The 25245-nt window shown below is 57.2% G+C and carries 27 protein-coding genes, 3 tRNA genes and 4 pseudogenes; 15 read left to right on the forward strand and 19 right to left on the reverse strand.

Annotated elements, in window-relative coordinates:
* The first annotated feature begins 805 nt into the window (after positions 1-805).
* Both ML_RS19325 and ML_RS19330 read left to right on the forward strand, forming a co-directional pair.
* A complete protein-coding gene (locus tag ML_RS19325; protein WP_049769828.1) occupies positions 806-1009 on the forward strand; it encodes a hypothetical protein in 204 nt (67 codons plus the stop codon).
* 166 nt (positions 1010-1175) lie between these two features.
* A complete protein-coding gene (locus tag ML_RS19330; RefSeq protein ID WP_414085494.1) occupies positions 1176-1322 on the forward strand; it encodes a hypothetical protein in 147 nt (48 codons plus the stop codon).
* Between the two features lie 57 nt (positions 1323-1379).
* Here the strand turns inward: ML_RS19330 and rplL are convergent, their stop codons facing one another.
* The 3 genes from rplL to ML_RS19335 form a co-directional block, all read right to left on the reverse strand.
* A complete protein-coding gene (gene rplL, locus ML_RS09660) occupies positions 1380-1772 on the reverse strand; it encodes a 50S ribosomal protein L7/L12 (RefSeq protein ID WP_010908596.1) in 393 nt (130 codons plus the stop codon).
* A 35-nt stretch (positions 1773-1807) separates the two neighbouring features.
* Positions 1808-2341: a 50S ribosomal protein L10 gene (rplJ, locus tag ML_RS09665; protein WP_010908597.1), complete on the reverse strand. Its 534-nt coding sequence runs from the start codon at positions 2339-2341 to the stop codon at positions 1808-1810.
* A 400-nt stretch (positions 2342-2741) separates the two neighbouring features.
* Complete coding sequence (locus ML_RS19335) at positions 2742-2885, reverse strand: hypothetical protein (protein WP_172591916.1); 144 nt, start codon at positions 2883-2885, stop codon at positions 2742-2744.
* A 347-nt stretch (positions 2886-3232) separates the two neighbouring features.
* On the opposite strand from ML_RS19335, the gene ML_RS09675 reads away from it, so the two are divergent.
* The 6 genes and pseudogenes from ML_RS09675 (at position 3233) to mmaA4 (ending at position 9472) form a co-directional block, all read left to right on the forward strand.
* Entirely contained in the window at positions 3233-4579 is a 1347-nt protein-coding gene (locus ML_RS09675) for an ABC1 kinase family protein (RefSeq protein WP_010908598.1), read from the forward strand.
* Positions 4579-5493 (forward strand): lipase/esterase LipG, encoded by a 915-nt coding sequence (gene lipG, locus ML_RS09680; RefSeq protein ID WP_010908599.1) that lies wholly within the window; start codon positions 4579-4581, stop codon positions 5491-5493. The genes ML_RS09675 and lipG overlap by 1 nt, the downstream gene beginning before the upstream one ends.
* Positions 5494-5550: 57 nt before the next feature.
* Positions 5551-6411, forward strand: a complete 861-nt coding sequence (mmaA1, locus tag ML_RS09685; RefSeq protein ID WP_010908600.1) for a mycolic acid methyltransferase MmaA1 — start codon at positions 5551-5553, stop codon at positions 6409-6411.
* 188 nt (positions 6412-6599) lie between these two features.
* Positions 6600-7419, forward strand: a pseudogene (locus tag ML_RS09690) (class I SAM-dependent methyltransferase); the annotation flags it as partial.
* A 176-nt stretch (positions 7420-7595) separates the two neighbouring features.
* A pseudogene (locus ML_RS19340) lies at positions 7596-8463 on the forward strand (class I SAM-dependent methyltransferase).
* A gap of 91 nt (positions 8464-8554) precedes the next feature.
* Positions 8555-9472, forward strand: a complete 918-nt coding sequence (gene mmaA4 / locus ML_RS09700; RefSeq protein ID WP_414085562.1) for a hydroxymycolate synthase MmaA4 — start codon at positions 8555-8557, stop codon at positions 9470-9472.
* A gap of 462 nt (positions 9473-9934) precedes the next feature.
* Here mmaA4 and ML_RS16390 read toward each other — a convergent pair whose 3' ends face one another.
* Positions 9935-10081 carry a hypothetical protein gene (locus ML_RS16390; RefSeq protein ID WP_172591917.1) on the reverse strand — a complete coding sequence of 49 codons (147 nt, stop codon included), beginning with the start codon at positions 10079-10081 and terminating at the stop codon, positions 9935-9937.
* 416 nt (positions 10082-10497) lie between these two features.
* Here ML_RS16390 and ML_RS09710 point away from each other — a divergent pair, with 416 nt between their 5' ends.
* Positions 10498-10800 (forward strand): hypothetical protein, encoded by a 303-nt coding sequence (locus ML_RS09710; RefSeq protein WP_049769829.1) that lies wholly within the window; start codon positions 10498-10500, stop codon positions 10798-10800.
* A gap of 453 nt (positions 10801-11253) precedes the next feature.
* Here ML_RS09710 and rplA read toward each other — a convergent pair whose 3' ends face one another.
* The 12 genes from rplA to ML_RS09770 form a co-directional block, all read right to left on the reverse strand.
* Positions 11254-11961 carry a 50S ribosomal protein L1 gene (gene rplA / locus ML_RS09715; RefSeq protein ID WP_010908602.1) on the reverse strand — a complete coding sequence of 236 codons (708 nt, stop codon included), beginning with the start codon at positions 11959-11961 and terminating at the stop codon, positions 11254-11256.
* A gap of 131 nt (positions 11962-12092) precedes the next feature.
* Positions 12093-12521 carry a 50S ribosomal protein L11 gene (gene rplK, locus ML_RS09720; protein ID WP_010908603.1) on the reverse strand — a complete coding sequence of 143 codons (429 nt, stop codon included), beginning with the start codon at positions 12519-12521 and terminating at the stop codon, positions 12093-12095.
* 27 nt (positions 12522-12548) lie between these two features.
* Positions 12549-13280 carry a transcription termination/antitermination protein NusG gene (gene nusG / locus ML_RS09725; protein ID WP_041323050.1) on the reverse strand — a complete coding sequence of 244 codons (732 nt, stop codon included), beginning with the start codon at positions 13278-13280 and terminating at the stop codon, positions 12549-12551.
* Positions 13281-13312: 32 nt separating this feature from the next.
* Positions 13313-13753, reverse strand: a complete 441-nt coding sequence (secE, locus tag ML_RS09730) for a preprotein translocase subunit SecE (RefSeq protein WP_010908605.1) — start codon at positions 13751-13753, stop codon at positions 13313-13315.
* A 92-nt stretch (positions 13754-13845) separates the two neighbouring features.
* Positions 13846-13918: transfer RNA gene (locus ML_RS09735), tRNA-Trp, on the reverse strand.
* A 170-nt stretch (positions 13919-14088) separates the two neighbouring features.
* Positions 14089-14589, reverse strand: coding sequence for a (3R)-hydroxyacyl-ACP dehydratase subunit HadC (gene hadC, locus ML_RS09740; RefSeq protein ID WP_010908606.1), 501 nt, complete (start codon positions 14587-14589; stop codon positions 14089-14091).
* 3 nt (positions 14590-14592) lie between these two features.
* Positions 14593-15021: a (3R)-hydroxyacyl-ACP dehydratase subunit HadB gene (gene hadB / locus ML_RS09745; RefSeq protein WP_010908607.1), complete on the reverse strand. Its 429-nt coding sequence runs from the start codon at positions 15019-15021 to the stop codon at positions 14593-14595.
* Positions 15008-15460: a (3R)-hydroxyacyl-ACP dehydratase subunit HadA gene (gene hadA, locus ML_RS09750; RefSeq protein WP_414085563.1), complete on the reverse strand. Its 453-nt coding sequence runs from the start codon at positions 15458-15460 to the stop codon at positions 15008-15010. Before hadA ends, hadB begins: the two co-directional genes overlap by 14 nt.
* Before the next feature lie 73 nt (positions 15461-15533).
* Positions 15534-15701 (reverse strand): 50S ribosomal protein L33, encoded by a 168-nt coding sequence (rpmG, locus tag ML_RS09755; protein ID WP_010908609.1) that lies wholly within the window; start codon positions 15699-15701, stop codon positions 15534-15536.
* 46 nt (positions 15702-15747) lie between these two features.
* Positions 15748-15821 (reverse strand) — tRNA-Met (locus ML_RS09760).
* Positions 15822-15874: 53 nt separating this feature from the next.
* A tRNA-Thr gene (locus ML_RS09765) sits at positions 15875-15947 on the reverse strand.
* Between the two features lie 153 nt (positions 15948-16100).
* Positions 16101-16316 (reverse strand): type II toxin-antitoxin system VapB family antitoxin, encoded by a 216-nt coding sequence (locus ML_RS09770; protein WP_010908610.1) that lies wholly within the window; start codon positions 16314-16316, stop codon positions 16101-16103.
* 152 nt (positions 16317-16468) lie between these two features.
* On the opposite strand from ML_RS09770, the gene ML_RS09775 reads away from it, so the two are divergent.
* Positions 16469-17185, forward strand: coding sequence for an MBL fold metallo-hydrolase (locus tag ML_RS09775; RefSeq protein WP_010908611.1), 717 nt, complete (start codon positions 16469-16471; stop codon positions 17183-17185).
* Between the two features lie 155 nt (positions 17186-17340).
* Positions 17341-18053 (forward strand): annotated as a pseudogene (locus ML_RS09780) (crotonase/enoyl-CoA hydratase family protein).
* Between the two features lie 168 nt (positions 18054-18221).
* On the opposite strand, the gene ML_RS19345 reads toward ML_RS09780, so the two are convergent.
* A complete protein-coding gene (locus ML_RS19345) occupies positions 18222-18389 on the reverse strand; it encodes a cyanase (RefSeq protein WP_162618272.1) in 168 nt (55 codons plus the stop codon).
* Here ML_RS19345 and ML_RS19350 point away from each other — a divergent pair.
* The 3 genes and pseudogenes from ML_RS19350 to ML_RS16395 all read left to right on the forward strand — a co-directional run.
* Positions 18334-18711: an LpqN/LpqT family lipoprotein gene (locus tag ML_RS19350; RefSeq protein ID WP_269148299.1), complete on the forward strand. Its 378-nt coding sequence runs from the start codon at positions 18334-18336 to the stop codon at positions 18709-18711. The genes ML_RS19345 and ML_RS19350 overlap by 56 nt on opposite strands.
* Positions 18712-19415: 704 nt before the next feature.
* Positions 19416-19760 (forward strand): hypothetical protein, encoded by a 345-nt coding sequence (locus ML_RS09795; RefSeq protein WP_010908612.1) that lies wholly within the window; start codon positions 19416-19418, stop codon positions 19758-19760.
* 1115 nt (positions 19761-20875) lie between these two features.
* Positions 20876-21335 (forward strand): annotated as a pseudogene (locus tag ML_RS16395) (hypothetical protein); the annotation flags it as partial.
* A 1444-nt stretch (positions 21336-22779) separates the two neighbouring features.
* Here ML_RS16395 and ML_RS09805 read toward each other — a convergent pair.
* Positions 22780-23571, reverse strand: a complete 792-nt coding sequence (locus ML_RS09805) for a hypothetical protein (protein WP_010908613.1) — start codon at positions 23569-23571, stop codon at positions 22780-22782.
* A gap of 138 nt (positions 23572-23709) precedes the next feature.
* Complete coding sequence (locus tag ML_RS09810; RefSeq protein WP_010908614.1) at positions 23710-24351, reverse strand: carbonic anhydrase; 642 nt, start codon at positions 24349-24351, stop codon at positions 23710-23712.
* Here ML_RS09810 and ML_RS09815 point away from each other — a divergent pair.
* The gene (locus ML_RS09815; protein WP_010908615.1) at positions 24350-25243 is read left to right on the forward strand and encodes an HhH-GPD family protein; all 894 of its coding nucleotides are present in this window, start codon (positions 24350-24352) and stop codon (positions 25241-25243) included. The genes ML_RS09810 and ML_RS09815 overlap by 2 nt on opposite strands.
* Positions 25244-25245: the final 2 nt, after the last annotated feature.

The raw sequence follows: 25245 nt of genomic DNA on the forward strand, positions 1-25245 counted from the left end.
GGTATTATGTCGCCCTCCACGGGACATAATACCGATGTGCGACGGATAGTTCGGGGTACCACATGTATGACCGGCCGACTGCGCGACGCGGTTGGCTCAAGCCGCAACCGGACTGAGGGGGGCGGACTCTTCTCCTATTCACCCCTGTGGCAGCCTTAGCACCTAAGCAGGCAATTGCAACCAGCTCAGCACAGCCGTACACAGCACCAGCAGTAAGGGGTCGAACATCGCTGGCAGATCATAAATTATATAAATTATTGAGTATAATTGCTTGGTCAGCGCAAAGTCATACATCATCGGCTACCCCGACACATTGATGTCAACCGGATGGCGATCGCGACCCTGGATGTCAATGACCGAGTACTGCAGGGTCCGCTCGCGGGTCAAGCCGGCCGGGCAGCAGCTCACCGGGGGAGGCACAGATAGTCGGGCTGCAGGACCCAGCGGTAGGCAGTATCAGCAGGCTTTCCTGTCGCACAAAGCTACTCCATACACTATGCCGTCGCGGGGATAGACCAGTGATACGAAGCCGGATCGACCTCGGTAGGCGATTGGGCCCGTTGCATTAGGTATCGCCTGTCCAGATGCTCTGGAATGCACCCGATCACCGCCAGATCGGTATCAGTCACTTCAGCAGAAACCTGCTCCAGGAAGTCTTAGGAAGTCTTCGAGATACGGTAATTCTCGGATTCGGCGATTTGCTCGTAAATAACGACTAAAAAATTCTGTAACGCCATTACTTCAATGTTACAGAAATGTTACAGACATCATAAATTCTACCAGATAACAAAGTGTAGCCTCGGAAATGACTGCAGAGCCCGAAAGCAGTACTCGTGATGAGATGCCACATACCGTGGTCGGGCTGCTCAACCACCACGAGCCCGATGCTCTGCAAATCCGCAAGATAGCCGGCGCAGCCAGCACCTGGGCGATAGCAGTATACAACCATTTTGGCGGCATACGTACGCCGATCGCCGAGGGGGCTTGCAGCAGTTCGGCACCGTGTTAACGGTATCACAAATCGCTGACCTGGCGGCCATCAGCTCTGTTTACCGCCGCTATCTCACCGAGCGTCCACTGATATTTTCAGAGTATCTCCTGATGTTCAGCAGCTGACGACGAAATAATGGTAGCCGTAACCCGCCCAATTCTAGAGCACTGATACACAGGTTTTTATGATGCTGGATCTGGCCGGGTACTACGGCAACGACAGCGCTGCCGTCGATCCGGTACGTGGCTCAATGAGCTCGAATCTGCTTGCCGCTTTAGGCGATTCACCCAGGCGCGCGTGCATCAATCGCAACGCCCGGCGGCCAGCGTGAACTGAAAACACGAAACCCCAGGCCCTGCGCGGATTCCAGGGTGTTCGCGAATTGACCTTACTTGACACTGACAGTGGCGCCGGTGGCCTCGAGTTTGGCCTTGGCGTCGTCGGCGGCCTCCTTGGCGACCTTCTCCAGCAGCAGCTTGGGCACGCCGTCGACCAGGTCCTTGGCCTCCTTGAGGCCAAGGCCAGAGACGATCTCGCGAACAACCTTTATGACGCCGATCTTCTTGTCGCCGGCGCTTTCGAGAATGACGTCGAACTCGGACTGTTCCTCGGCAGCTTCGCCGGCCTCGCCGGCCGCGGGTGCACCAGCAACGGCAACAGAGACCGGAGCGGCCGCGGTGACCTCGAAGGTCTCCTCGAACTTTTTGACGAAGTCCGAAAGTTCCAACAAGGTCATTTCCTTGAACACGTCCAGCAGTTCGTCACTAGAGAGCTTTGACATGGGGGTGGGGTCCTTCCTTGATTTCTGGTGCTTGGCTATTCGGCTGAGGCCGGTTCGAAAGCTTTCTTTTCCTGCAATGCGGCGGTGAGCCTTGCCATCTGCGAGGTCGGCGCATTGAATAGTCCGATCGCCTTGGCGAAGGTGCCCTTCATGGCGCCGGCCAGTTTGGCTAGCAACACCTCACGGGACTCCAGGTCGGCGATGCGCTCGACTTCGGCGACAGTCATCGGATGGCCATCCATGTAGCCTCCCTTAATCACCAGCGCCTTGTGTTCCTTGGCGAACGTCTTGATGGCCTTGGCGGCATCGACCGGCTCACCGGTGACGAACGCGATCGCCGTCGGGCCGGCGAATAACTCGTCGAGCCCCTCGATGCCGACTTCGGAGGCCGCCCGCTTAATGAGCGTGTTCTTGGCCACCGCATAGCTGGCCGAACCCGTGAGCGACCGGCGCAGCTCGGCCAAGTTAGCCACCGTCAAGCCGCGATATTCGGTAATCAACGCTGCCGTCGCAGCCTTAAACTGCTCGGCGATGTTTGCAACGGCGGTGGCCTTGTCAGCCCTAGCCATGCATACCTCCTGAGGTGAAAGTCGGGTTGCGACTGGAGTCTGCAACCTACCGGGGAGAATGACGAACGCCCCGGAGCAGGAAGCGGCCGGGGCGTTAAAATACGCCGGCGCACGCCGGCGGGGGTGCCTCGTCCTCCTGCGTGGGCCGCCCGGGATGTTACCGAGCCTTCAACCGACTCTTTCGGTCACTGACGGTCTTAGGTGGATCAACTATCACAATAGTGCGATGCCCCGGCATCAACCAAAACATTAACGCGGTAGTCCTGCCATCACGGTCCGCACTACAGCCCCTCGAGCCTGGCGGCACCAACCAGACCGACCTTGCCACCGAGCTCAGCCAACATCACATGCAGGTCAGCCCAAAATCCAGCCCTGCGTAGTTGGCCAACACCGCGTACAGCTAGCCGAAAAGCAACCGACCAAATTTAGGGACGCCATCGCCGACCACGACGAAGTCTAGATCCCACACCACCACAACCGAGGCGATCGTCCTCGCAAGCGCGGCGGTACCTAGGTGAAATGCCCACCCCGCTGCATCGGCCACTTCCCTGACGCCGGTGACCCAACGAACAGTTCCGATAACTTCGCCGAAACAACCTGGATACCCGCACGTTACGACACTAGCCGGTGGTAGGTTCCCGTCTCGGACAAACAGACCACTTTAGGATTTGACCATGCCCGTCCTCGCCTCCCCCGTAGCCGACGAACACAGCACCCTGCGCGCGTTCTTGGCCTTTCACCAGAGTGCTTTCTTCGCGATGTCCTATAGCCTCACTGATGAACAGGCCCGGTGTTCTAGGAAATCATCGTAATTTAGAGTAGGTAGTCAGTGACGCCCTGGCGTCACACTGAATTGGGACCCAACACCACCAGTTTGGCACACTACACAGAATGAGTTCCACCAATAACCACCAGGTGGTCAAGCTAGACCGAGTGCCCTTACCTGTCGAAGCGGCCCGGATAGCAGCCACATATTGGCAAATCACCCGCGCTGCCGCTCGCGTCGCAACCAAGCTGGCGGGCAAGGGTCCGTGGCAGCAAAAGGTGATCAGGGAAATCCCGCAGACCTTTGCTAACCTAGGGCCGACGTACGTTAAGTTCGGACAGATCATAGCGTCCAGCCCCAGCGCATTTGGTGAGTCGCTGGCGCGCGAATTCCGTGGCCTGCTCGACCAAGTGCCACCAGCCGACACGAACGAGGTGCACAAGCTGTTCGTCGAGGAGCTTGGCGACGCGCCTTCCAAACTGTTCGCCAGCTTCTCCGAAGAGCCGTTCGCGTCGGCGTCCATCGCTCAGGTACATTCCGCGATCCTGCACAGCGGCGAGCACGTCGTCGTAAAGATCCAGCGACCCGGCATCCGACGCCGAGTCGCCGCCGACCTGCAAATCCTGAAGCGCTTCGCGCAAGCAGTCGAACTAGCCAAGCTGGGCCGTCGGCTCTCGGCGCAAGACGTCGTAGCGGATTTTTCCGACAACCTTGCCGAAGAGCTGAATTTCCGTCTCGAGGCACAGTCGATGGAAGCGTGGGGCTCATACCTGCACACCTCGCCGCTAGGCAAGAACATCCGCGTACCGAAGGTGCACTGGGAATTCACGGGCGAACGGGTGTTGACGATGGAGCAGGTACATGGCATCCGCATAGACAATGCGGATGCCATCCGCAAGTCTGGCTTCGACGGCGTCGAGCTGGTCAAGGCGCTATTGTTCTCGGTGTTTGAGGGCGGTCTGCGACACGGCCTGTTCCATGGCGACCTGCACGCGGGCAACCTGCATGTTGACGACCAAGGTCGCATCGTGTTCTTCGACTTCGGGATCATGGGCCGCATCGATCCGCGCACCCGGTGGTTACTACGCGAACTGGTATTTGCCCTGCTGGTGAAAAAGGACCACGCTGCTGCTGGCAAAATCGTCGTGTTGATGGGCGCCGTGGGCACCGTGAAACCCGAGGCTCGGGCTGCCAAAGACCTGGAAAACTTCACCACGCCTCTGGCCATGAAAACCCTCGGCGACATGTCCTACACCGATATCGGCCGGCAGCTGTCGGCGCTGTCCGACGCCTACAACGTTAAGTTGCCCCGCGAACTGGTGCTGATCGGCAAGCAATTCCTCTACGTCGAGCGGTACATGAAGCTGCTGGCGCCGGAATGGCAGATAATGTTGGATCCGGAGCTGACAGGGTACTTCGCAAACTTTATGGTCGAAGTCAGCCGTGAGCATCAATCCGATGTGGAGATCTAGTGGAAGTCCGTAGCGGTTACGCCACCTCGGGCGACTTGAAGCTGTACTACGAGGACATGGGCAACGTCGATGACCCGCCGGTACTGCTGATCATGGGGCTGGGTGCCCAACTGGTGCTGTGGCGGACCGCCTTCTGCGAAAAGCTCGTCGCTCAGGGGCTACGAGTCGTTCGGTACGACAACCGCGATGTTGGGCTTTCCAGCAGGACTGACAGCACTGAGCAGCCCTGCCCCAGTCAGCCACTGACCGCACGGCTGATCCGCTTCTGGCTCGGCCAGCGCAACGCGTGTGCGTACACGCTTGAGGACATGACCGATGACGCCGTCGCCCTGCTAGATCACCTCAGCATTGAACGGGCCCACATCGTCGGGGCATCGATGGGCGGCATGATTGCCCAAATCTTCGCGGCACGATTCCCCACGCGAACAAGGAGTCTAGCCGTCTTCTTCTCCAGCAACAATCGCCCATTCCTGCCGCCACCCGCCCCGCGCGCCTTGCTGGCGCTTCTCACCGGCCCGCCGACCGGATCGCGGCGCGACGTGGTCGTCGATAACGTCGTGCGGGTCACCAAAATCACCGGCAGTCCACTCTACCGCATGCCTGAAGAACAAGTCCGCACCAACGCTGCCGAGATATACGACCGCAGTTTCTACCCGTTGGGTGTCAGTCGACAGTTTAGCGCGATCCTGGGCAGCGGCAGCCTGCTGCACTATAACCAACGCATAATCGCACCGACTGTGGTGATTCATGGCCGAGCCGACAAACTGGTGCGGCCCTCCAGCGGCCGCGCCGTCGCCCGCGCCATCACCGGCGCCCGACTGGTGTTATTCGACGGAATGGGCCATGATCTACCGCAACAACTGTGGGATCAGGCGGTCGGCGTATTAATGAGCAACTTTGCCAAAGCCAGTTAACCAATAAAGTCATACCAACTCGCGAAGTTGTACGGTGAGTGTAGGAGGTCACTTCACATGGCCAAACTGAGGCCATACTACGAAGAGTCGCAATCGGCATACGACATCTCGGACGACTTTTTCGCCCTTTTCCTTGACCCCACCTGGGTTTACACCTGCGCATATTTCGAGCGCGACGACATGACCCTCGAAGAGGCCCAACTAGCAAAATTAGACCTAGCCCTGGACAAGCTGAACCTCGCACCCGGGATGACGTTGCTCGACGTAGGTTGCGGCTGGGGCGGGGCGCTGGTCCGGGCGGTTGAGAAGTACGACGTCAACGTCATCGGCCTCACCCTCAGCCGCAACCATTGCGCGCGCAGCAAAGCCAGACTCGCCGAAATCCTGACGAAGCGGCACGCCGAGGCTCGACTGCAAGGCTGGGAAGAATTCGAAGAGAAGGTCGACCGGATCGTTAGCTTTGAGGCGCTCGATGCCTTTAAGAAGGAGCGGTATCCCGCCTTCTTCGAACGCTCATATAACATCCTCCCCGATGACGGTCGAATGCTGCTGCACAGCTTATTCACGTATGACCGGCGATGGCTGCACGAGCAAGGCATTCCGCTGACAATGGGGGACCTGCGGTTCCTGAAATTCCTGCGCGAGTCGATTTTCCCGGGCGGCGAACTCCCTTCCCAACCCGACATTGTCGACAATGCCGAAGCTGCGGGGTTCTCCGTCGAGCAAATCCAGCTAATGCAGCCACATTACGCGCGAACCTTGGATATGTGGGCAACCAACTTAGCTGCCGCCCGGGATCACGCCCTCGCTATACAGCCCGAAGAGATCTATGACAACTTCATGCACTACTTGACTGGGTGTGCGGACCGCTTCCGCCGGGGGCTCATCAACGTGGCCCAGTTCACGCTGACAAAATAGCGGCCACTATGAATTCTTGATCCGAGAAAACTCGATCGAGGTTTAACGATCCAGTCATGAAGCGGATAGTATGCCTCGAGCAAACCAGGTGAATTTTTTTCTGCGCCTTTCGTCCAAACACCGGCGGGCCGATGCGAGTGTGAAAAAGCACACGAGACCATGACCAGGGAAGTGACGCCACAGTTAGCCAATGTCAGACGCATAACGATCTATCTGACGACTTCTTCTGCCTGTTTTTGGACCCCAACCAGACCCACAGCTGCGCATACTGCGAACATCGAAGAACATGGATGTTGGAAGAAGCCGCTACTCGTCAAGATCGACTTGGCCGCTGGTCAAGCTGGGCTTGAAACCCGGAATGACGTTGCTCGACAGGGGCTATGGCTGGAGCGCCACCATGCGGCGGACGATCGAGAAGTACGAAATGAACGTCATCGTCCTCACGTTGTCGAAAAATCAGACTGCCCAGACTCAGAAATCGTTCGACCAGATGAACAGCCCACACAGCAAGCGTATGGTGTTCGATGGTTGGGAACAGTTCCGTGATCCTGTCGACCGCATCATGTCAATCGTCGCATTTGAGCACTTCGGCCACGGTAGCTACGACGATTTCTTTGAACTAGCCTACAGCACCCTGCCTGACGACGGTGCGATGCTATGGCACACGATCACCGGGCTGACCAAACAGCAGATGATCGGCAACGGCTTTCTGCTATCGCTCATATATAACTCATATATAACCCGTTTCTTCTGGTTTATTTTCACCGAAATTTCCCAAGCGACCGGGTGCCAACTATTGAAATGATGGAGGAGAGTACGCCGAAAGCTAGCTTCAAGCCAGCCTGTCGCCAGTCGCTGCAGCCACACTACGCCCGAACTCTCGACTTGTGGGCCGAGACGTTCGAGAAGAACCAAAGTGCGGCCATCGCGATTCAATCCAAAGAAGTTTACGAGCAGTACACCATGAAGTACCGCAAGGGATGCACCAAGCTGTTCCACGCCGGCTAAATCAATTTCAAGCAGTTCATCCCGGATGAATATAATGATAGCGTCAGTCGGACTGCAATCTGACCGAACTCCAATCGAGATAAATTAACTAGAGTTAGTGTATAAGATATCTTTGGACCCGTGTAGATTTCCGGGGGGTCGCCTCGTCAAGGTGCCTATCCACCGGGGAGAACACAATGCCTGACAGTCCAGCAGGCGCCGCACGGACGCAGTTTAATGTAGACGACGTTCAGGCGTACTACGGCCTTTCGAACGAATTCTTCGCACTGTTTCAGGCCCCGACTCGCACCTACAGTTGCGCATGTTTTCGGACGAAGACATGACCCCGCACGAAGCGCAGGTAACCGAACTCAGTTTGGCGCTCGACACGCTGGAACTGCAGACAGGAATAAGATCCTGCTCGATATTGGCTACGACGGAGACTCGATGATGAAGCGGACCATCGGGTACTATGACGTCAACGTCGTCAGGTTGACCTTGTCCAAGAACCAGAATACTTACCGCCGGCAGGTGCTCGACGAAATTGATGTGAACCGCTCGCAGCGAACGCCACTGTGCGACTGGGCTGACGTCGACGAGCCGGTGCGGTGGACCGGCTCGTCATCATCAAAGCGTTAGAAAACTTCGGTTTTGAGTGCTATGACATTTTCTTCAAGTTCGCCTACAACGCGCTCCCCGCTAACGGAGTGATACTACTGCACTCGATCACCAAGCTGCATCCAAAGCAGGTCATCGAGCGCAGCATAGCTATGCTGATACAAATAACTAAGTTCATCTCATCAGGTTCATAATCAACGACATCTTACCGGGTAGCCCAGCTGCCGATGATCGAGACCGTCAAGGAACACTCAACGCAGGTCAGCTTCAGGATAGTCCACATCCAGTCGCTGCAGCCGGACTTCGCCAAAACCTTTGACCTGCGTGCCGCAGGCTCTCCAGATAAGCAAGAACAAAGCTATCGCGATCGAGTCCGAAGAAGAGATAATGAAGTACCTGACCTTCTGCGCCAAGGCATTCCGGATGGGCTACATCGACGGCAACTAGTTCACCCCCGAGAAGCAGAAGTTATGGTTGCACGTCATATAAACACTTCATATAAAACCGACCTTGGTACGTGCGTCAGGCAATGAACATCATGCAGGAGAACAAGACGACAATGACTGAGCAACCGACTGGCCCGACAAAAACGCGGACGCGCTCCGAAGATATCCAAGCGCACTACGATCTTTCGAACGAATTCTTCGCACTGTTCCAGGACCCCACCCGCACCTACAGCTGCGCCTATTTCGAGCCACCAGACCTCACGCTCGAAGAAGCCCAGTACGCCAAGATCGACCTCAACCTGAACAAGCTGGACCTCAAGCCGGGAATGACTCTGTTGGACATCGGCTGCGGTTGGGGCACCACCATGCGGCGCGCCGTTGAGAAGTATGATGTCAAAGTTATCGGCTTGACTTTGTCCAAGAATCAGCACGCACGTTGTGAGCAAGTGCTAACCGCCCTCGAGAGCAACCGTTCACGTCAAGTGCGGCTGCAAGGCTGGGAGGATTTCACCGAGCCGGTCGACCGGATCGTGTCGATCGAGGCCTTCGAACACTTCGGGCACGAGAACTACGACGACTTCTTCAAGCGGTGTTTCAACATCATGCCCTCCGACGGTCGGATGACGGTCCAAAGTAGTGTCAGCTACCACCCCTTCGACATGGCTGCCAGGGGTAAGAAGCTCAGCTTCGAAACGGCTCGCTTCATCAAGTTCATCATCACCGAGATATTTCCAGGTGGGCGGCTGCCATCGACCAAGATGATGGTTGAACACGGCGAGAAGGCAGGATTCACCGTCTCCGAACCGCTGTCGCTGCAATCGCACTATGTCAAGACACTGCGAATCTGGGGCGACACCCTAGAATCCAACCGGGCAAAGGCCATCGAAGTCACCTCTGAAGCGGTCTACAACCGGTACATGAAGTACCTGCGCGGCTGCGCGCACTACTTCTCCGACGAGATGCTGGACTGTAGCCTAGTGACCTACCTCAAGCCGGGCGCCTTAGACTAGTGCCGCCCTACACTTCGGGCAAGTGGTTGGATTACCGGCTGCGCCGTTCGTCGAATAAGTAGTTACTAACTTAGTTTAGAGTGCAGCACAAGACTTCACTCACTAACGTTCGGTGACGAACATGCAGTACTTCGCCCTCTTTGATCAGCAAGGAACAAAATCTCACGCCCGACGAACGGGCCTCATGACGGGCCGCGTTTGAGAGCTTCCATTTCAAAGCTGCCGCAGTAATCCAGTCCGGTGCTGTCTTTACCACCCACGGCTGTCAGAGTGCAGATCACCAACAGTCCCTTCGCCGAGGTGGGCCCCTGCGGCTAACTACGTTTTCGAAGCCAAAAACTTCGACGAGACACTGACGTTGGCGCTCTGCATCCGGGTCACCTCGTATGGCGCCGTGGAGGTGCGGCTGGCTAATGGCGGGCTGGAGGAGCCCGACGCAACTGCTGGAGGGCATCAACTGGATCACACTCTGTTGGAGCCGCCAGACTGGCCGGTGGATCCCAGCTCGCCGCACTGGGAGGCGATGGTGGTAATGAACGCCAGAAGTCCGAGGCCACCATCGGCGTACGTCACATAAAGGCCCAGCACCAGCCTAAATAAGCTATCCACCACGACCACCCTGCTGGCATGTGACAGCCGAGCTTCTCATCACGAACGAACCTTACGTGGAGGGGGCACCGAAGTCGCCAACGGCTTCTATGTGTTTAGCGCAAATTACCGCAACGAGGCAGTCAAGGTCACGTCCATGATCCCCGCCTCCACCCTGCAGCAGCTAGCGGGTGTCTCGGTCCTGTATACCCAGCCGAATGACCAAACTGGCCAGCGTCTTTCGTCGGGAGTGTGAGACTGGCCTTCGCCGTGCTCACGCGGTAGTCCAGGGACCTCACCATCACGTAGAACGCCGTATAATAAACTTGCGTCGAGACGAAGAGTTCCGCAGCTGGCCCCGCTATGGCGTTCCCGATCACCCCGGCAGGACGGCTCTACGTCGCGAATCAACAAGTCCCGGGAAGAAATTGGCGGCCGTGAAAAGCCATGTAGTAGAAGACATCCGGGTATTTACCGGTCGCTGCAACCTGCATACGGGCCGCGATAAGGAGTGGTGGATAATGTTCGCTTGCGCGCACCCGGCACTGGATCGTCAGTCACTACTCGCACTCACACTGCGGTTGGTGTCCGGGGTTGGCCTTCGCCGAGATCGCAGTGCGCTACTGCAGACGGATACCGTGGTCGGACAACGAATCACCGGCGTCAAGAAACAAGATTCGGCACACCAACATCCCATTGCAGGTGCCGCCCGTCGAGCTGCTGCCTCAGCGCATGCCTAACGCGCTCAGTTGCATCTACTCAGTGTTCGCAGAAGGTTATTGAGATCGACGGCGGAATCGTCCAGCGATTCGTGACAAATTGCACGACGAAGAGATCCTGATAGCCGGAGAGCTGTGCGCGCTGATACCCAACGAGCTGGAGGCGCATGCTTTACTTTAACAGCCCTGATGCTGCGGCATGATTCACGACGACTAACGCGGGTGAATGACGCCGACACACTGGGCTCGCTCGAGAATCAAGACCACCCGTCAGTGGTATCCACGGCCACATCACCGGTGGCCTGGACCGCTTGCAACAGGCTCAAGCAAGGGTCGACGGGCCAACATCTGCCGCCGGCAGCGATCACCGCACTGCACATTACGGCACCGACACTGGCCTAGCCACGCTGAAACAGGTGACACATGATCCCCGGGCGGTCTTGCCCGCTCGAATCTCATCGCATCGATGCGCGGCTACTCCTCGGTGAAATTCCGGGTTATCGACGGGTCGACCGGAATGCCAGGGCCCATAGTCGTCGACACGGTGACCTTCTTCAGGTAACGGCCCTTCGACGACGACGGCTTGAGCCGAAGCACCTCCTCAAGCGCGGCGCCGTAGTTCTCCGCCAGCCGCTTCTCATCGAACGATGCCTTGCCGATCACAAAGTGCAAATTAGCCTGTTTGTCCACCCGGAAGTTGATCTTGCCGCCCTTGATGTCAGCAACGGCCTTGGCGACATCGGGGGTGACGGTGCCGGTCTTGGGGTTCGGCATCAAGCCACGTGGACCCAACACCCGAGCGATACGACCAACCTTGGCCATCTGATCGGGTGTCGCGACCGCGGCGTCGAACTCCAGCCAGCCGCCCTGAATCTTCTCGATCAGATCGTCGCTACCAACCACATCAGCTCCCGCGGCTACGGCAACATCCGCTTTTTCGCCGACGGCGAACACTGCGACCCGAGCGGTCTTACCGGTACCGTGTGGCAGGTTAACCGTGCCACGGACCATTTGGTCTGCTTTACGCGAGTCGACACCCAGCCGTATCGCCACCTCGACGGTCGCATCCTGCCTGGTCGACGACGTCTCTTTGGCGAGCTTGGCCGCCTGAAGTGGAGTGTAAAGGTTGGTGCGGTCCACCTTCACGGCGGCAGCGCGATAAGCCTTGCTGCTTTTGCTCATTGAACTATCCAATCTTGGTGATGGGTCGTGGTTGGTAAGCGGGCCGACGCTGGCCCTCCCACTTAATGTTTCGTCGAACTCTCACTCAGGCAGCGAACAGCCACGCATCGTTGCCCGACAGGGGTGAGTTATTACTCGACGGTGATGCCCATCGACCTGGCGGTACCGGCGATGATCTTGGCGGCTGCGTCGATGTCGTTGGCGTTGAGGTCAGCCTTCTTGGTTTCAGCAATCTCCCGAACTTGATCCCAGCTGACCTTAACGACCTTAGTCTTGTGCGGCTCGGCCACCCCCTTGCCCACCCCGGCAGCATCGAGGAGCAACTTGGCGGCAGGCGGCGTCTTGAGCGCAAAAGTGAAGCTGCGGTCCTCGTAGACCGTGATCTCCACCGGTATGACCTGGCCACGCTGGTTCTCAGTGGCAGCATTGTACGCCTTGCAGAACTCCATGATGTTGACGCCGTGCTGGCCGAGCGCGGGCCCGACCGGCGGAGCAGGGTTGGCCTGCCCCGCCTGAATCTGAAGCTTGATCAGCCCGGCGACTTTCTTTTTCGTGGCCATTGGGTTTCGTTCTTCCTTCCTCGGGGGTTAAATCTTCGAGACTTGGCTGAAGGTCAGCTCCACCGGGGTTTCGCGACCGAAGATCGAAACCAGCACCTTGAGCTTTTGCTGCTCGGCGTTGACTTCGCTAATCGTAGCTGGCAACGTCGCAAACGGTCCGTCCATGACCGTTACCGATTCGCCCACCTCGTAATCGACCTCGATAATCGAACGTTCCAACCCACCCGCCTCGGCGGCAGCGGCGGTACTGACTGCACCCTTGGCGTCCTTCTTTGCCGACCCCGACGGCAACAAGAACTTCACCACGTCGTCAAGCGCAAGCGCCGACGGACGCGACGTTGCACCGACGAATCCGGTGACCCCCGGAGTGTTGCGCACCGCCGCCCACGAATCGTCGGTCAAATCCATCCGCACCAGGATGTAGCCAGGTAGCACCTTGCGGTTAACCAGCCTGCGCTGGCCATTCTTGATCTCGGTGACCTCCTCGGTGGGCACCTCCACCTGGAAGATGCAGTCGCCGACGTCTAGGTTCTGCACACGGGTTTCGAGGTTGGCTTTCACCTTGTTCTCATACCCCGCGTAGGAGTGGATGACATACCAGTCGCCCGGCTTGCTACGCAGCTCTGCCTTGAGCGCGGCGGCCGGGTCGACCTCTGCAGCCGGCTCCACGTGACCGCCACCCGCGGCGAACTCGTCGATACCGGCCTCTTGCACGTCAACCGCCTCACCTGAAGACGCATCACCGTCGAAGGTAGTCACGGTTTTCAGTCCTCTCTAATCACTTTCGAGCCTCAGCCGAACACCAACAACACCAGCTTGGCCAGGCCAAAATCAGCAAGGCCAACCAGTGCCACCATAAAGGCAAGAAACGCCAACACGACTGAGGTGTAAGTGAGCATTTGTTTGCGGTTAGGCCAGATAACCTTCCGCATCTCTCCAACGACCTGCTTGAGGTAATTGTAAATGAATACGATCGGGTTAGCCGAGCGATCCGCCGATTTCTTCGGCTTTTTGACCTTGCCTTCCTTGGCAATCGCAGCCTGAGTCGACGACTCTTCGACCTCGACGTTGGCCCCAGTATTCGAGGCATTCGCTGCTCGCTGCCGAGACCGCTTGCCGGTAGGGCGTTGCGGTCGAGTTGCCGGTTTCGTGACCACGGTCGTCCGGCCGCGGGTCCCACTACCGACTTCGGTTCCCCCGCCGTCGCTGGCAGCGTACCTCTCGTCGCTCACCGCGTGCTCCTTTGTTCGCTAACTATTCTCGCGAGCTTTCCCGCTCTGATTGGATACCCCTAGTGTCCACCATGTCACGTCTTCGCCTTCAGCAGGGGCGACAGGATTTGAACCTGCAACCTGCGGTTTTGGAGACCGCTGCTCTGCCAGTTGAGCTACGCCCCTTCGCGGCTGGTCTGGCCAGCCAGACCTATCCAGCCAACCCACATACACCGGGGCTTACATGAAACGCGCGCCCCCCGCTCGTTACAACTCACGGAAAGCGCGCTGATATTGGGAAACCCCTAGGCATGAGTGTACTCGATTCCACTCAAGCGCAGAAAACCTGATACCAATTACGCGCTTCTGATGACCTGTCCGGATTCCTTGTCCCATTTTAGCTGACTGGAGTTGTCGCCTTGCTGGCCCATCAACGTGGTGTAGGCCTCCATCACCAACTCGCCATCATCACTGGTACAGCTGTTCTTGGTTACCACGATATCGGCACCAAAACGTTCGCTCACCGAATGGATATCCATTCGAGCCCACAGCTTGTCCCCGACAAGTACCGGCTTGTGGAAGACAAAGCGTTGGTCGACCTGCACGATCTGCATGGTCTCCATTCCTACATCGACATTACGGAAGAAATCCAACTGAACGTACTTAGCGAAGATCGTCACAAACGTCAGCGGAGCAACGATCGCATCGTAGCCGAGTTCAGCGGCCGCATCCTCGCTGAAGTAGGCGGGGTGATCGCACTTGATAGCTCGGGCGAACTCGCGACATTGCTCGCGGCCCACAATGAAGTAGTCTGAATACCGCCAGACCATCCCGCGGATATCGGTTTTCAGCGCCACAAGCTACGCCAGTTTCGCTGAAGCGATAGCCCGGCCGAAGATCTTCTTGCCACCGGTTGTGGCCGAGAGAGCGATGGTCACCGACTTGGTGTCCGGATCAACCGACTTCACCTTACCGCTGAACACCAGCACGGCACCTTGGCCGTCGTTGGGTACCGGCACTACCGCAGTAAACCGCACGTTGTATTCGATGACCGCACCTGGGTCACCGACCCACGAGGTGACGTATCCGCCGCCAATACCCATCGTCAGCATTCCATGAGCGATCGCGGTGTCTAGCCCCACCACCTTGGCGATTTCGTCGTCCCAGTGTATCGGATTCAAGTCACCCGAAACCCCTGCGTAATTCACCAAATCCTGGCGAGTAAGTGGATAGGTCTTTTCCGGCAGCAGGTCACCAACCTTGACTGAACTAAACTCACGCCGCGCCATCAGAAAATCCCTCTTCTCCACCCTCACCTACACGACCCGCCAGGGTCGTGTAGGTCTCCTGGACGATGTCACCGACCTCATTGGTGACGACGTTCTTGGTCACGATTATCTGGGTGCCGTGCGCCTCACGCATCGAATCGACGTAGACGTCGCAATACAGCTTGTCGCCCGCCACAATCGGCTTGACGAATTTCAGCACTTGATCGATTTGTACGATCTGCTGGTCGGTTACCGCGATGTTTGCGTGCTTGAAAAACGCCGACTGCGCCTTGTAGCCGAATAAACAGATGAACGTCAAAGGCGCCAGCAGCCCCTTGTAGCCGAGTTCGGCTGCCGCGTCCTCCTCGAAGTATGAGGTATCCTCATTTTGCACGGCTACCGCGTACTCGCGAATCTTTTCGCGCTCTACTTCGTAGTGGTCAGGGTACCGGTAGTGCATCCCGACGATGTTTGTGGTCAACCCCACGGCTGTAAAACCTACCTAGTCACTCTTGGTAACCACTTACGAGCGGCTACCGTGTCTCACGATGGGACTGGTGCTTACCACAATTTCGGCAGAACTTCTTCAGCTCCATCCGGTCGGGGTCGTTACGCCGGTTCTTCTTGGTGATATAGTTACGGTGCTTGCACACCTCGCATGCCATTGTTATTTTCGGCCGCACATCGGTACTGGAAGCCATGACGGTTCTCTCTCAAGTCTGGTGTCAAACATGTCGTTTTGTGTTGTAGCGATGGCCGGACTCGAACCGGCGACCTAACGATTATGAGTCGTTCGCTCTAACCGACTGAGCTACATCGCCTCTGGCCAACCTCATCCTCGGATTCAGGGCCGCCTACTATTCGGCGTCCGCCGAGCCCCCTAACGGAATCGAACCGTTGACCTTTTCCTTACCATGGAAACGCTCTACCGACTGAGCTAAGGGGGCCGTTCCATCCGAAGCGACCAGTCGCGCCGTGGGCCTAACAGAGGATACAGCCTGGTGCACAACGGCACCAAACCACAAAGGTGCGGCGGCGGGTAGCTTAGAACAGTCAGTGAGGCGTTAACAGGATGAACAGGCAGTGGACTATGCCGAGGATCACCCGGTGTCGCTGCTTCGGCGTGTACGCCACGCATCAGGGTTGCTGAACTCGTCATATTCTGGGTCCTGTTCTGAGAGGCCCCCGACACCGGGTTCGCCAAGGAGAGCCTTGAGCGCCAGATGGACGGCCTCTCGCCTGCCCAATAACCCGTACCGGCGTATGACCTCTTGGACTAGGTCGTCGTCAACCTCTATCTCGACCTTCTTCAGCATGGGCCAACAATAAACCAATGCGCTCAGCCCGCAGCCCGCCTAATATCGGCAACACTTAATATACGCCACCAATCGGTAGCCTGCCGACAATTTATGCAATGGTGCTCTAGACAGTCTTGGACGAGTATTTAGACGAGACCTAGTCTAGTGAGGTGTCAGATTCGGACCGGCTGTACTTTCGGCAACTGCTCTCCGGACGCGATTTCGCCGTTGACGATGTTGTCGCAACGCAGATGCGCAATTTTGCCTACCTGATCGGCGACCGCCAGACTGGGGACTGCGTCGTGGTCGACCCGGCGTACGCCGCTGGTGATCTGGTGGACGCACTCGAAGCGGACGGTATGCGGTTGTCTGGAGTGCTGGTGACTCACCATCACCCCGACCATGTGGGCGGGGTGATGATGGGCTTTCAGCTAAAGGGATTGACCGAGCTGCTCGAGCGAGTAACTGTGCCCGTGCACGTTAATACCCATGAGGCGCTATGGATTTCACGAGTCACAGGAATTGACATCGGTCATCTGACCACTCATGAGCACCGCGACAAGCTCAGCGTTGGCGATATCGAAATTGAGCTGCTGCACACACCGGGTCATACGCCGGGCAGCCAGTGTTTTCTGCTCGATGGCCTGCTGGTCGCCGGAGACACGTTGTTTCTGGAGGGTTGCGGCCGTACCGACTTTCCGGGTGGCAATTCCGACGAGATGTACCGCAGCCTGCAGCAGCTCGCGCAACTTCCGGGTAACCCTACAGTGTTCCCAGGGCACTGGTATTCAACCGCTCCCAGTGCCACGCTATCGATGGTCAAGTGCTCCAACTACGTGTACCGTGCCGCGGATCTCAATCAGTGGCGAATGTTGATGGACAGCTGAGGAATTGCTGTGCAATGCACTGACCTACCAGAACTACGGACCACAAGGGAAATGCGTCCGACATATTACGCGCCGGGATCGAGATCCAGCCCCTTACAGCAGCGTAACGTCAAATCTTATTCAATCGACGGGCTGTTCGTATCGAAGGAACACCTATGAGCCACCCTGTTATTTCCCTTTATTTCCTTGTTATCTATAGCCATAAAGATTCCAGCGCGATCATCAAGATGGATAACAGCAAAGTCAACGCGCTAGGCCCGACCATGCAACAAGCTCTCAACGAAGCGATCGACCAAGCCGACAAAAACAACGTTTGTGTACTAGTGATCACTGGGAACGACCGAGTTTCCAGTGGTGACTTCGACCTTAAAGGGCTGACGTCCGGACAGGATCAACGCGCGACCGACATGTTCAGCGGTGACTTCGATGCTAAGCCATACCGACTCTTGTCCTAGCCCAAGCCGGTAGTGATGGCCTGCATCGGCCACACGATCGCCATGAGACCTTTCCTGTTATCCGTTGGGCGACCACCGGGCGGCAGACCACACATACAACATTCAGGCCAACGAAGTCACTATCGGCATGTCCATCACCTAATCGGCACTAGCGCTCACAAAGCTACGACTAAAGCACCGTTACCGGAACAGCAAGCCGCTGTTCCGGCCAAGACGTTATTTGATGAAACTTCCATACCTAACGGGCAGAATTCATCGACAACGATCATACTTCCTGAGATGGCGCGATGTCCGCGCCGAAAAAGCGGAACAGGCATTCGCCGACCTCAACCAGCCGGCTCAACCTTGCAACCAAGTTACGCACCCACACCGACGCGCTCACAGCCATCCACGCCGGCATCGGCAAGATATAAGCCGAGTTCGGATTGTAATTCAACGGCTTTATTCAAGGCTTACTGGGCAATCGCTTCCCACTCTCCTCCACTCGTAAGTGTGATACGTCGGCGTCGTAACGTCATTTTGTACCGATACCTTCAAAAATGAGCCAGTAGAGACCACCTATTGCTAAATTTTTTCTAGCGTTACGCCAAAACACATTGGTATATAGGGAATTGACTGTCAAAGGTCAATACTATGCGATAGCCCGATGGATGTGACTTCTTTTTCAGGTTGAGATTGAAGTTGATGACGCGCATGACGCCGTCGCCGCACTGCTCATTGATCAGTTTTTTGACAACGCCGCCGTACACCTGGATCGCTTCGCATTACCGAAACCCCGATCCACCAAGGCGATCATGGTTCCCCCACAATCGATCTGCCAGTACCCTCAAGGCTGGCAACTGCTCAACGAAAGCACCGACGAGCCATCGAGGCATCGTTTTGGCCCGTACTGCTGATCTCTCGGATCCGCTCACCATCGTGGCGCTCGTCTCCAAACTCACCAGTGACGTCGACCAAACGAAGTTTCTTCAATACACCCCAGACGAGTTGCAGAACTTGCCTGGATACCAGGACTCTGGAGACAGAAAGCGTCCAGGCTCGGCGCTTTTCAAGCGGGGCAGCTATAACTAGTTCATACATGAGAAAGATGGCAAGAAACAGGAAGTCACGCAGAAGACCGTGATGATACCCGGCTAAATAAGGTGCGGAGTTCGTGTTGCAACTCAATACCAACGCCCTAGACATCGATTCAGGACCGCTGATGGACGATACCCGTCGACATCGACGAACAAACGGCCATCACCCCCCTGACTCTCGCAGCAAGACGTCAACCCCCCTACCGTCGTTCAGGCATCGGGACTGTCTACGTCGAGTCAGACTAGACTGAACCTACATACGCATACAATCCAGAACAGCGCCCCAGTCCTGTCGAATCAGTTGAACACACACAGACGTGTACTGTGTTTTTACCTCTACACTCACCGTCATGGCACCAATCTGGGAGGTGCTAGCCTGGCCGCATTGATAAAACTAAGCCACGTTACTTCCGTTACCGTCACAATTTTTAACGGTCAGCCCGGCTCCGAATATTACAAGGCCACCGGCCGCAGCCAAATCGTCTTTCTGCCGTCGTCGCCAGGAATTAAAAACGGCTCTATGAAGCTGCCACCACATTACATTGCAAAAACAGACCCTGATGACCGTACTGTCGTCCCGACACGCCCATCTACAGCGAAATACCGTCATCGCCTCTGGCCCCGAATGGCTCTCGCTGATGGTCAACTTGGTCAGGCCAGCCCACAACACGGAAGCCGTGATAAAACTGTTCCAAGCAGGTGCTGAACCCCATCCAAAATTGGTTTACGAGTTACGGAGCGCTCGCGGCCGGCGTCGCCACCCCGCAACAAACTGACCAGGTTGCCCGGATACTGGCCGAAGTCGAATGTCATTTCATCATCACCGAGCATAGTGGCCACACGGACGAACAGGACGACGCCCTGACGCGCATCGCCGAAGCCATGGCGGCTTCGGTTTTCGAGTTCATGTCTCGGGTCTACCAACAATTTCCGCGCTGCCATCCGCTCTACGGCGCGGGTCCCGTGAAGGCCGTTGTGGACGACGTCAACGCAATCCTTTTGACCGGAAGGCAATTCACCCTGACATCCGCCGGACCCCAGTAGCTACGACCGGGATGCGTCATCATTCAACCCACTGTGTCCACGGGAAACGTATTGGGACTCCCCGACCACGCAAGCGATTCCGGGAAACCTCTCCCACAACCTTTGCTGGCAGCCAGCCTGGCCCAGTTATCGACCCGGGCCGGGGTTACTAAAACCACTGCATAACGATCCTGTCATAGACAGAACGTTCGCGACTAGTACATCGAAGATAACGACCAATCTGGTTCGCAGAAAACAATTTCATGCCTGCAGCCAAGTTGGGCTGTTAGCAGAACTTACACGGCACACTGACCTACGATGCGATTTGCGTCGACGAGATCACCGCCCAAATGCCACAGATGATTTGGCTCCTCTTCGAGTGCAAGTCCATTCGACAATACCGCGGCTGGGTCAAAGCTCTCGGAACCAACTTGGGCACTGCGTTGGGCGTCGAACTTACCCACTTGCACCAACTTGTCTTGTCAATACTTGACAACAGTAACCTCCGGCACAACGTATCTGCTCTACGTGATAATCGACCTAATAGCTAGCCCTATCAGCCTCGAAAACCAATAAGAGAAGGCGATGCGTCGACTCCTTCCTGGAAATGCGGACCCAGCAGGTATCCTGGTGGTAGTGCTGGCCACTGTGCTACCAGTTCGTCGCCGACCCGACGTATACAACGCCGATTTCAATGGAGGAGGGAACCCACAATCGTTGCGTCACAGTCAGTAACGATGCGATCGGAGCTCACGTCGAGATAAAAGCTACCCCTCCCGACGACCTTGTCGAAGACCTGACAGCAGATCCGGTGATCAGGTTATTTGTCCGGAAATTCTTCACTGGCTACCGCCAAACCGATGTCAACGGAGCAGGAGACGCCGGCCTTGCATATTCTCTATTTGACCCACATCCAAAAGCGCCAACATTCTGCTCCCTTGACTCAGTAACCCCGCACATTTCCTTCGCCAAGTTCTCACTAGGCCATCGCGATCGACCCCCAACTGCGACCACGACGCTACTCGGACTGACGTTCCAAACTCGGCTAACTTCGAGAATCGCGGTTATTTTAACGGCGTGCAACGACACCCCCGATTGGTCTTACGGTGTTGACATGACAGAACAGTTCGGATGCCATAGATGTCGGACACCCGCCGAGGGCGGGGTTATTGTGTGTCGTCAACCCGATCTTAGACGCTCTGCTGAGCACTCCGCTCGTGGGCCCCGCCAGCAAATAGTCGATGGTATGAAACTTCACTGGGCAAAAGACATCGCAGCAGTTCTCAATTCCGGCGAGCACCCACCTGATCGGCAACGGCCTCTATGCGTTGACCGGCATACTTTGGAAGCAGAACTTCCGTGGCGACACTGCCGCTAAGGTAGTCTATACTGGAAAGACAACCGCTATTCGGGGCCAACTGCTCCGAGACCGTACGGTGGTCTCTGATCTTTACCTGCGGTACACCCAGAACTACGGTATCAAGCGCACAGCTGACGATGGGACTAAAATTCCGTGCACAGTACATCCGACTACTCGAAGAATTCAGCGAGGCAGTGGACCGGATGCAACTGGCGTCCATCCGGTTGACACCAGCGGGTAAGCGATCCCCAGCGAGCCCGGTAGACGACGGGAGCGGTGAGACGTCAGTCAATTGGTCGCGCAGTCGTTCGACTAGTCGGACCAACCTTAGCCTGATACGACCCCTGCCCAGTAGATCCGATCACCTACTTGGCAGCGGCTGAACTCGTTGATAGTACCGTCGGGTCAGCGGCTCGAGTTGGTTAATCACCTCATATTTAGCGACCGGCCAGTGCAACCTCCGTTGTCCCGCCCGGCCAGTAACCAGTAACTTGTCCGTTTAGACTTCAAGGTGTCGTCGTGATGGTCATTTGGTGGTTATTTTTTGCTGGTTTGGTTTGGGTGGTGGTGTTGTGGTGGGGTGTGGGTGGTTGATCTGCGCTAGAAGGTTGCCGTATGTGCCGCCGACGGCCGGATCATCGATGCACTGTTCACTAACACGATACTGCTGCACCCGGCGGCATGCCTGCTTGCTGGCTGAGGGCCGGTCAACAAGCCGCCGACACCGATACCAGCGGCAGAAATGGTGCAAGGGATAACATCAGGTGCGAATAGTTATACCGTGCACGGGGACGTGCCTGTTCAGGTGCGGCCACATTGACCACGCCGACACCTCAAGGCCATGACATGCACACTAAAACGCCCCTACCCCGCGGCGCTAACAACTATCCTCACACCCACGCCTGCATCGATATCGCCTTCAGCACAGCCCAGGTGCCCAGCCCCTGGCATCATCAACATGTAGACCAAGCAGCACCCACCACCGACATGCTTACGTGCGCCGCGCTAATCGTGTCCACTGCGGCAAAGCACACGAAGCCTCATCAAAAGCAGGCAGTCAGCCACCCACCAACAAAAACCCCGCAACCCTTGACCACTATAAAACCTGGTTCGATGAGTTCAGTAGGTAACTGTCCCGGGCCGGGATTGAGGACTTCGTCGCATTTCGGGATGTGATTTTGGTTTGGTACATCGGCTAGTTCATCGACTACGACATGTTAATATTCGGCAGCGTCGGGACGGCAGAATGAAAAGCTGTATAGGCGGCAACGACGCGGCGCGGGAACTGATTGTGTGCGACTACCACGCCAGCCTCGAGCCACAATCCAAAACAATTGACGCCACTCTAGACCTGTTATTCTCTTTCGGAGACCGAACTACTCGAACTCACCGCGCTGGTGAAAGTCTTAGGAATCCGACGACAGCAGAGGCACAGGACTCAGCGCTGAGTCCGTGTGTCTACCACGTGGTGGCCACTTACTCTCAAGTCTGCAGTTCGCCCACGTCGATCTCCTGACCCTGGCGTTTGGAACGCTGCAGGACCTACTGACAGCCAGCTCTAAGACCTGCAATCGGTGAACGGCATAGGCGCGATGCGGGCCCGTTACATCCGAGAAGGGCTCTACACAACACAGCTGGCAGCAGAGGTAGACAATCGCGAACCCACTCGACTGAGCGTGGTTATCCGCCGGAAACGGGGACATTGGCCGGCGGAGCTTCAGGCGACGGCGCGAGCGCTGGCCCGCTAGATCCCGGCGGCGGTGGCGGCTGGTTGAGGATGAACGGGACCGGCATAGAATGCAGGTTACCCAGCTGTACGACGAGGTTGTAAGTACCCGGACCGATCGCTGGACGAGGTAGCGGACAGTGCGGCGACGACCCCATCCCGGTCCAGGTCACCGCAGTTGTTACCTGTTCGCCCGGCGTGAAGGTTTTAACCAGGGTTTCGTTGGACGGCGCGCAGTCCAGGTTGGACCATAGCCGCTTGTTGTCTAGTGAATAAACGTAGGCGGCCAGCACTGCGGCGCCAACGTCACGTTTACAGGACACCAGCCCGATGTTAGTGACGACCATGGTGAATTTCGGCTGGTCGCCAAGGAAGTATTGGGGCACGTTGGTCAGACCTTTGACGGCCAGTGTCGAATCGGGGCAGTCATCGCCTTCTCTCAGCACCGGCGGCGGTTGCACCGCGGCGGTGGACGTGGAAGACTCCGGGTTGCGACCTTGCGGCGGTGCGGGTGCGAGGTTACCTTCGTGACCATTCGGGGGAAGCACCTTAGGCGTTGCCGAACCCGGGTGGTTCTGTGAGGATCCCGGTTTGTCAACATTGGCAGGTTGAGCAGCGGCACCGTTGCCCACGACAGCAACGATCGCTGCGATCACGATCACGATCACTGTAATTCCCACAGCAAGTCCCCTGCGTCGCCAGTAGATCTCGGTAGGTAGTGGGCCACGCGGTTCCAGATCCAGCACAGTCCCACGGTAGGGCCAGGTCACGTCGACGTGGTCGACCTGGCTCGGCGTGTCGCGCGGTTAGCCGCCAACTGTCTGTTTAGTGACGACCGCAAACTCAGCACAGGCGAGTGCAACGGTTCACCACTAATACGAACCCTAGGAGCAGTGTGAAAGTTGAACTTCCTCACCGAGGTTGCCGATGTGAGTGCGCAACACCGCCCGTCCGTCAGCGAGGTGATAGGTCACGCCGACGATCGCCAAGGTGCCCGCAGCTACCCGCTGCGCGATGGCCGTGGAACGGGCCATGGCCTGCGCCACCGTCTCATGAACGTGCCGTTCTTCAAACTCGTCGACACGAGTCAAACCGTCGCGGCGGCCCAGCAGGACCGACGGCGCTACCCGTTCCACCACATCCCGGACATAACCACTTGGCAAATTGCCCTCGTTGATGGCTGCCAAAGCAGCCGTTACGGCGCCGCAGCTGTCATGCCCAAGGACCACGACAAGTGGCACGTCGAGCACTGTTACCGCGTATTCGATGGAGCCGAGCACCGCCGAGTCGATGACATGACCGACGGTGCGCACCACGAACATGTCGCCCAGGCCCTGGTCAAAGACGAGCTCGGCGGCAACTCGACTGTCCGCGCAGCCGAATATCACCGCGAGGGGTTTCTGAGTATCGGCCAGGCTGGCCCGATGCTCGACGCTCTGGCTGGGATGTGCCGGTTGGCCGGCGACAAATCGCTCGTTACCCTCTTTGAGTGCTTTCCAAGCTGCTATGGGGTTGGTGTTAAACATGGCACACATTGTGCCTCAGATAAAAATTTCGACCGGCGGGTTGCTCGACTGGTACCGACAATCGTGCCGTGATTTGCCCTGGCGACAGCCCGGCGTCACCGCATGGCAGATCCTGGTCAGCGAGTTCATGTTGCAGCAGACACCAGTGGCCCGGGTGTTGTCGATCTGGCCGGATTGGGTGCAGCGCTGGCCCACACCGTCGACTACCGCCGCAGCTAGCGCAGCAGACGTACTACGTGCCTGGGGCAAGCTGGGCTACCCGAGGCGGGCAAAGCGCTTACACGAGTCCGCTACCATCATCGCACGTGAACACGATGATGTGGTTCCTGATGACGTCGATGTCTTGCTGACCATGCCAGGCATCGGCAGCTACACTGCACGAGCCGTCGCGTGCTTCGCTTACCATCAGCCGGTTCCAGTGGTGGACACCAATGTACGTCGCGTGGTGGCCCGTGCCGTGCATGGCCGAGCGGACGCCGGCCCGCCATCTGCAACGCGCGACCATGCCGACGTCTCGTCACTGCTGCCGGGCAAGAAAGCTGCGCCGCAATTTTCTATGGCGCTGATGGAGTTAGGCGCGATCGTGTGCACGGCCCGGTCGCCGCGATGCGGGTTGTGCCCACTCAACGAATGCGCATGGCGGCATGCCGGCTATCCGCCCGCACAAGGGCCAGCGCGGCGCGCGCAACAATACGCAGGAACTGACCGCCAGGTTCGCGGTCTGTTGCTGGATGTGTTGCGCGCCAAGGATTCTCCAGTTACCGGCACAGAGCTTAACGTGACCTGGTTAACCAACTCCATCCAACTTGACCGGGCGCTCGATTCGTTGCTTGCCGACGGCCTGGTGACCCGAACAACTGATGGCCGGTTCGCTTTGACTGGCGAGGGGTGAAT

It is taken from the genome of Mycobacterium leprae TN (assembly GCF_000195855.1).
Taxonomy (GTDB): Bacteria; Actinomycetota; Actinomycetes; order Mycobacteriales; family Mycobacteriaceae; genus Mycobacterium; species Mycobacterium leprae.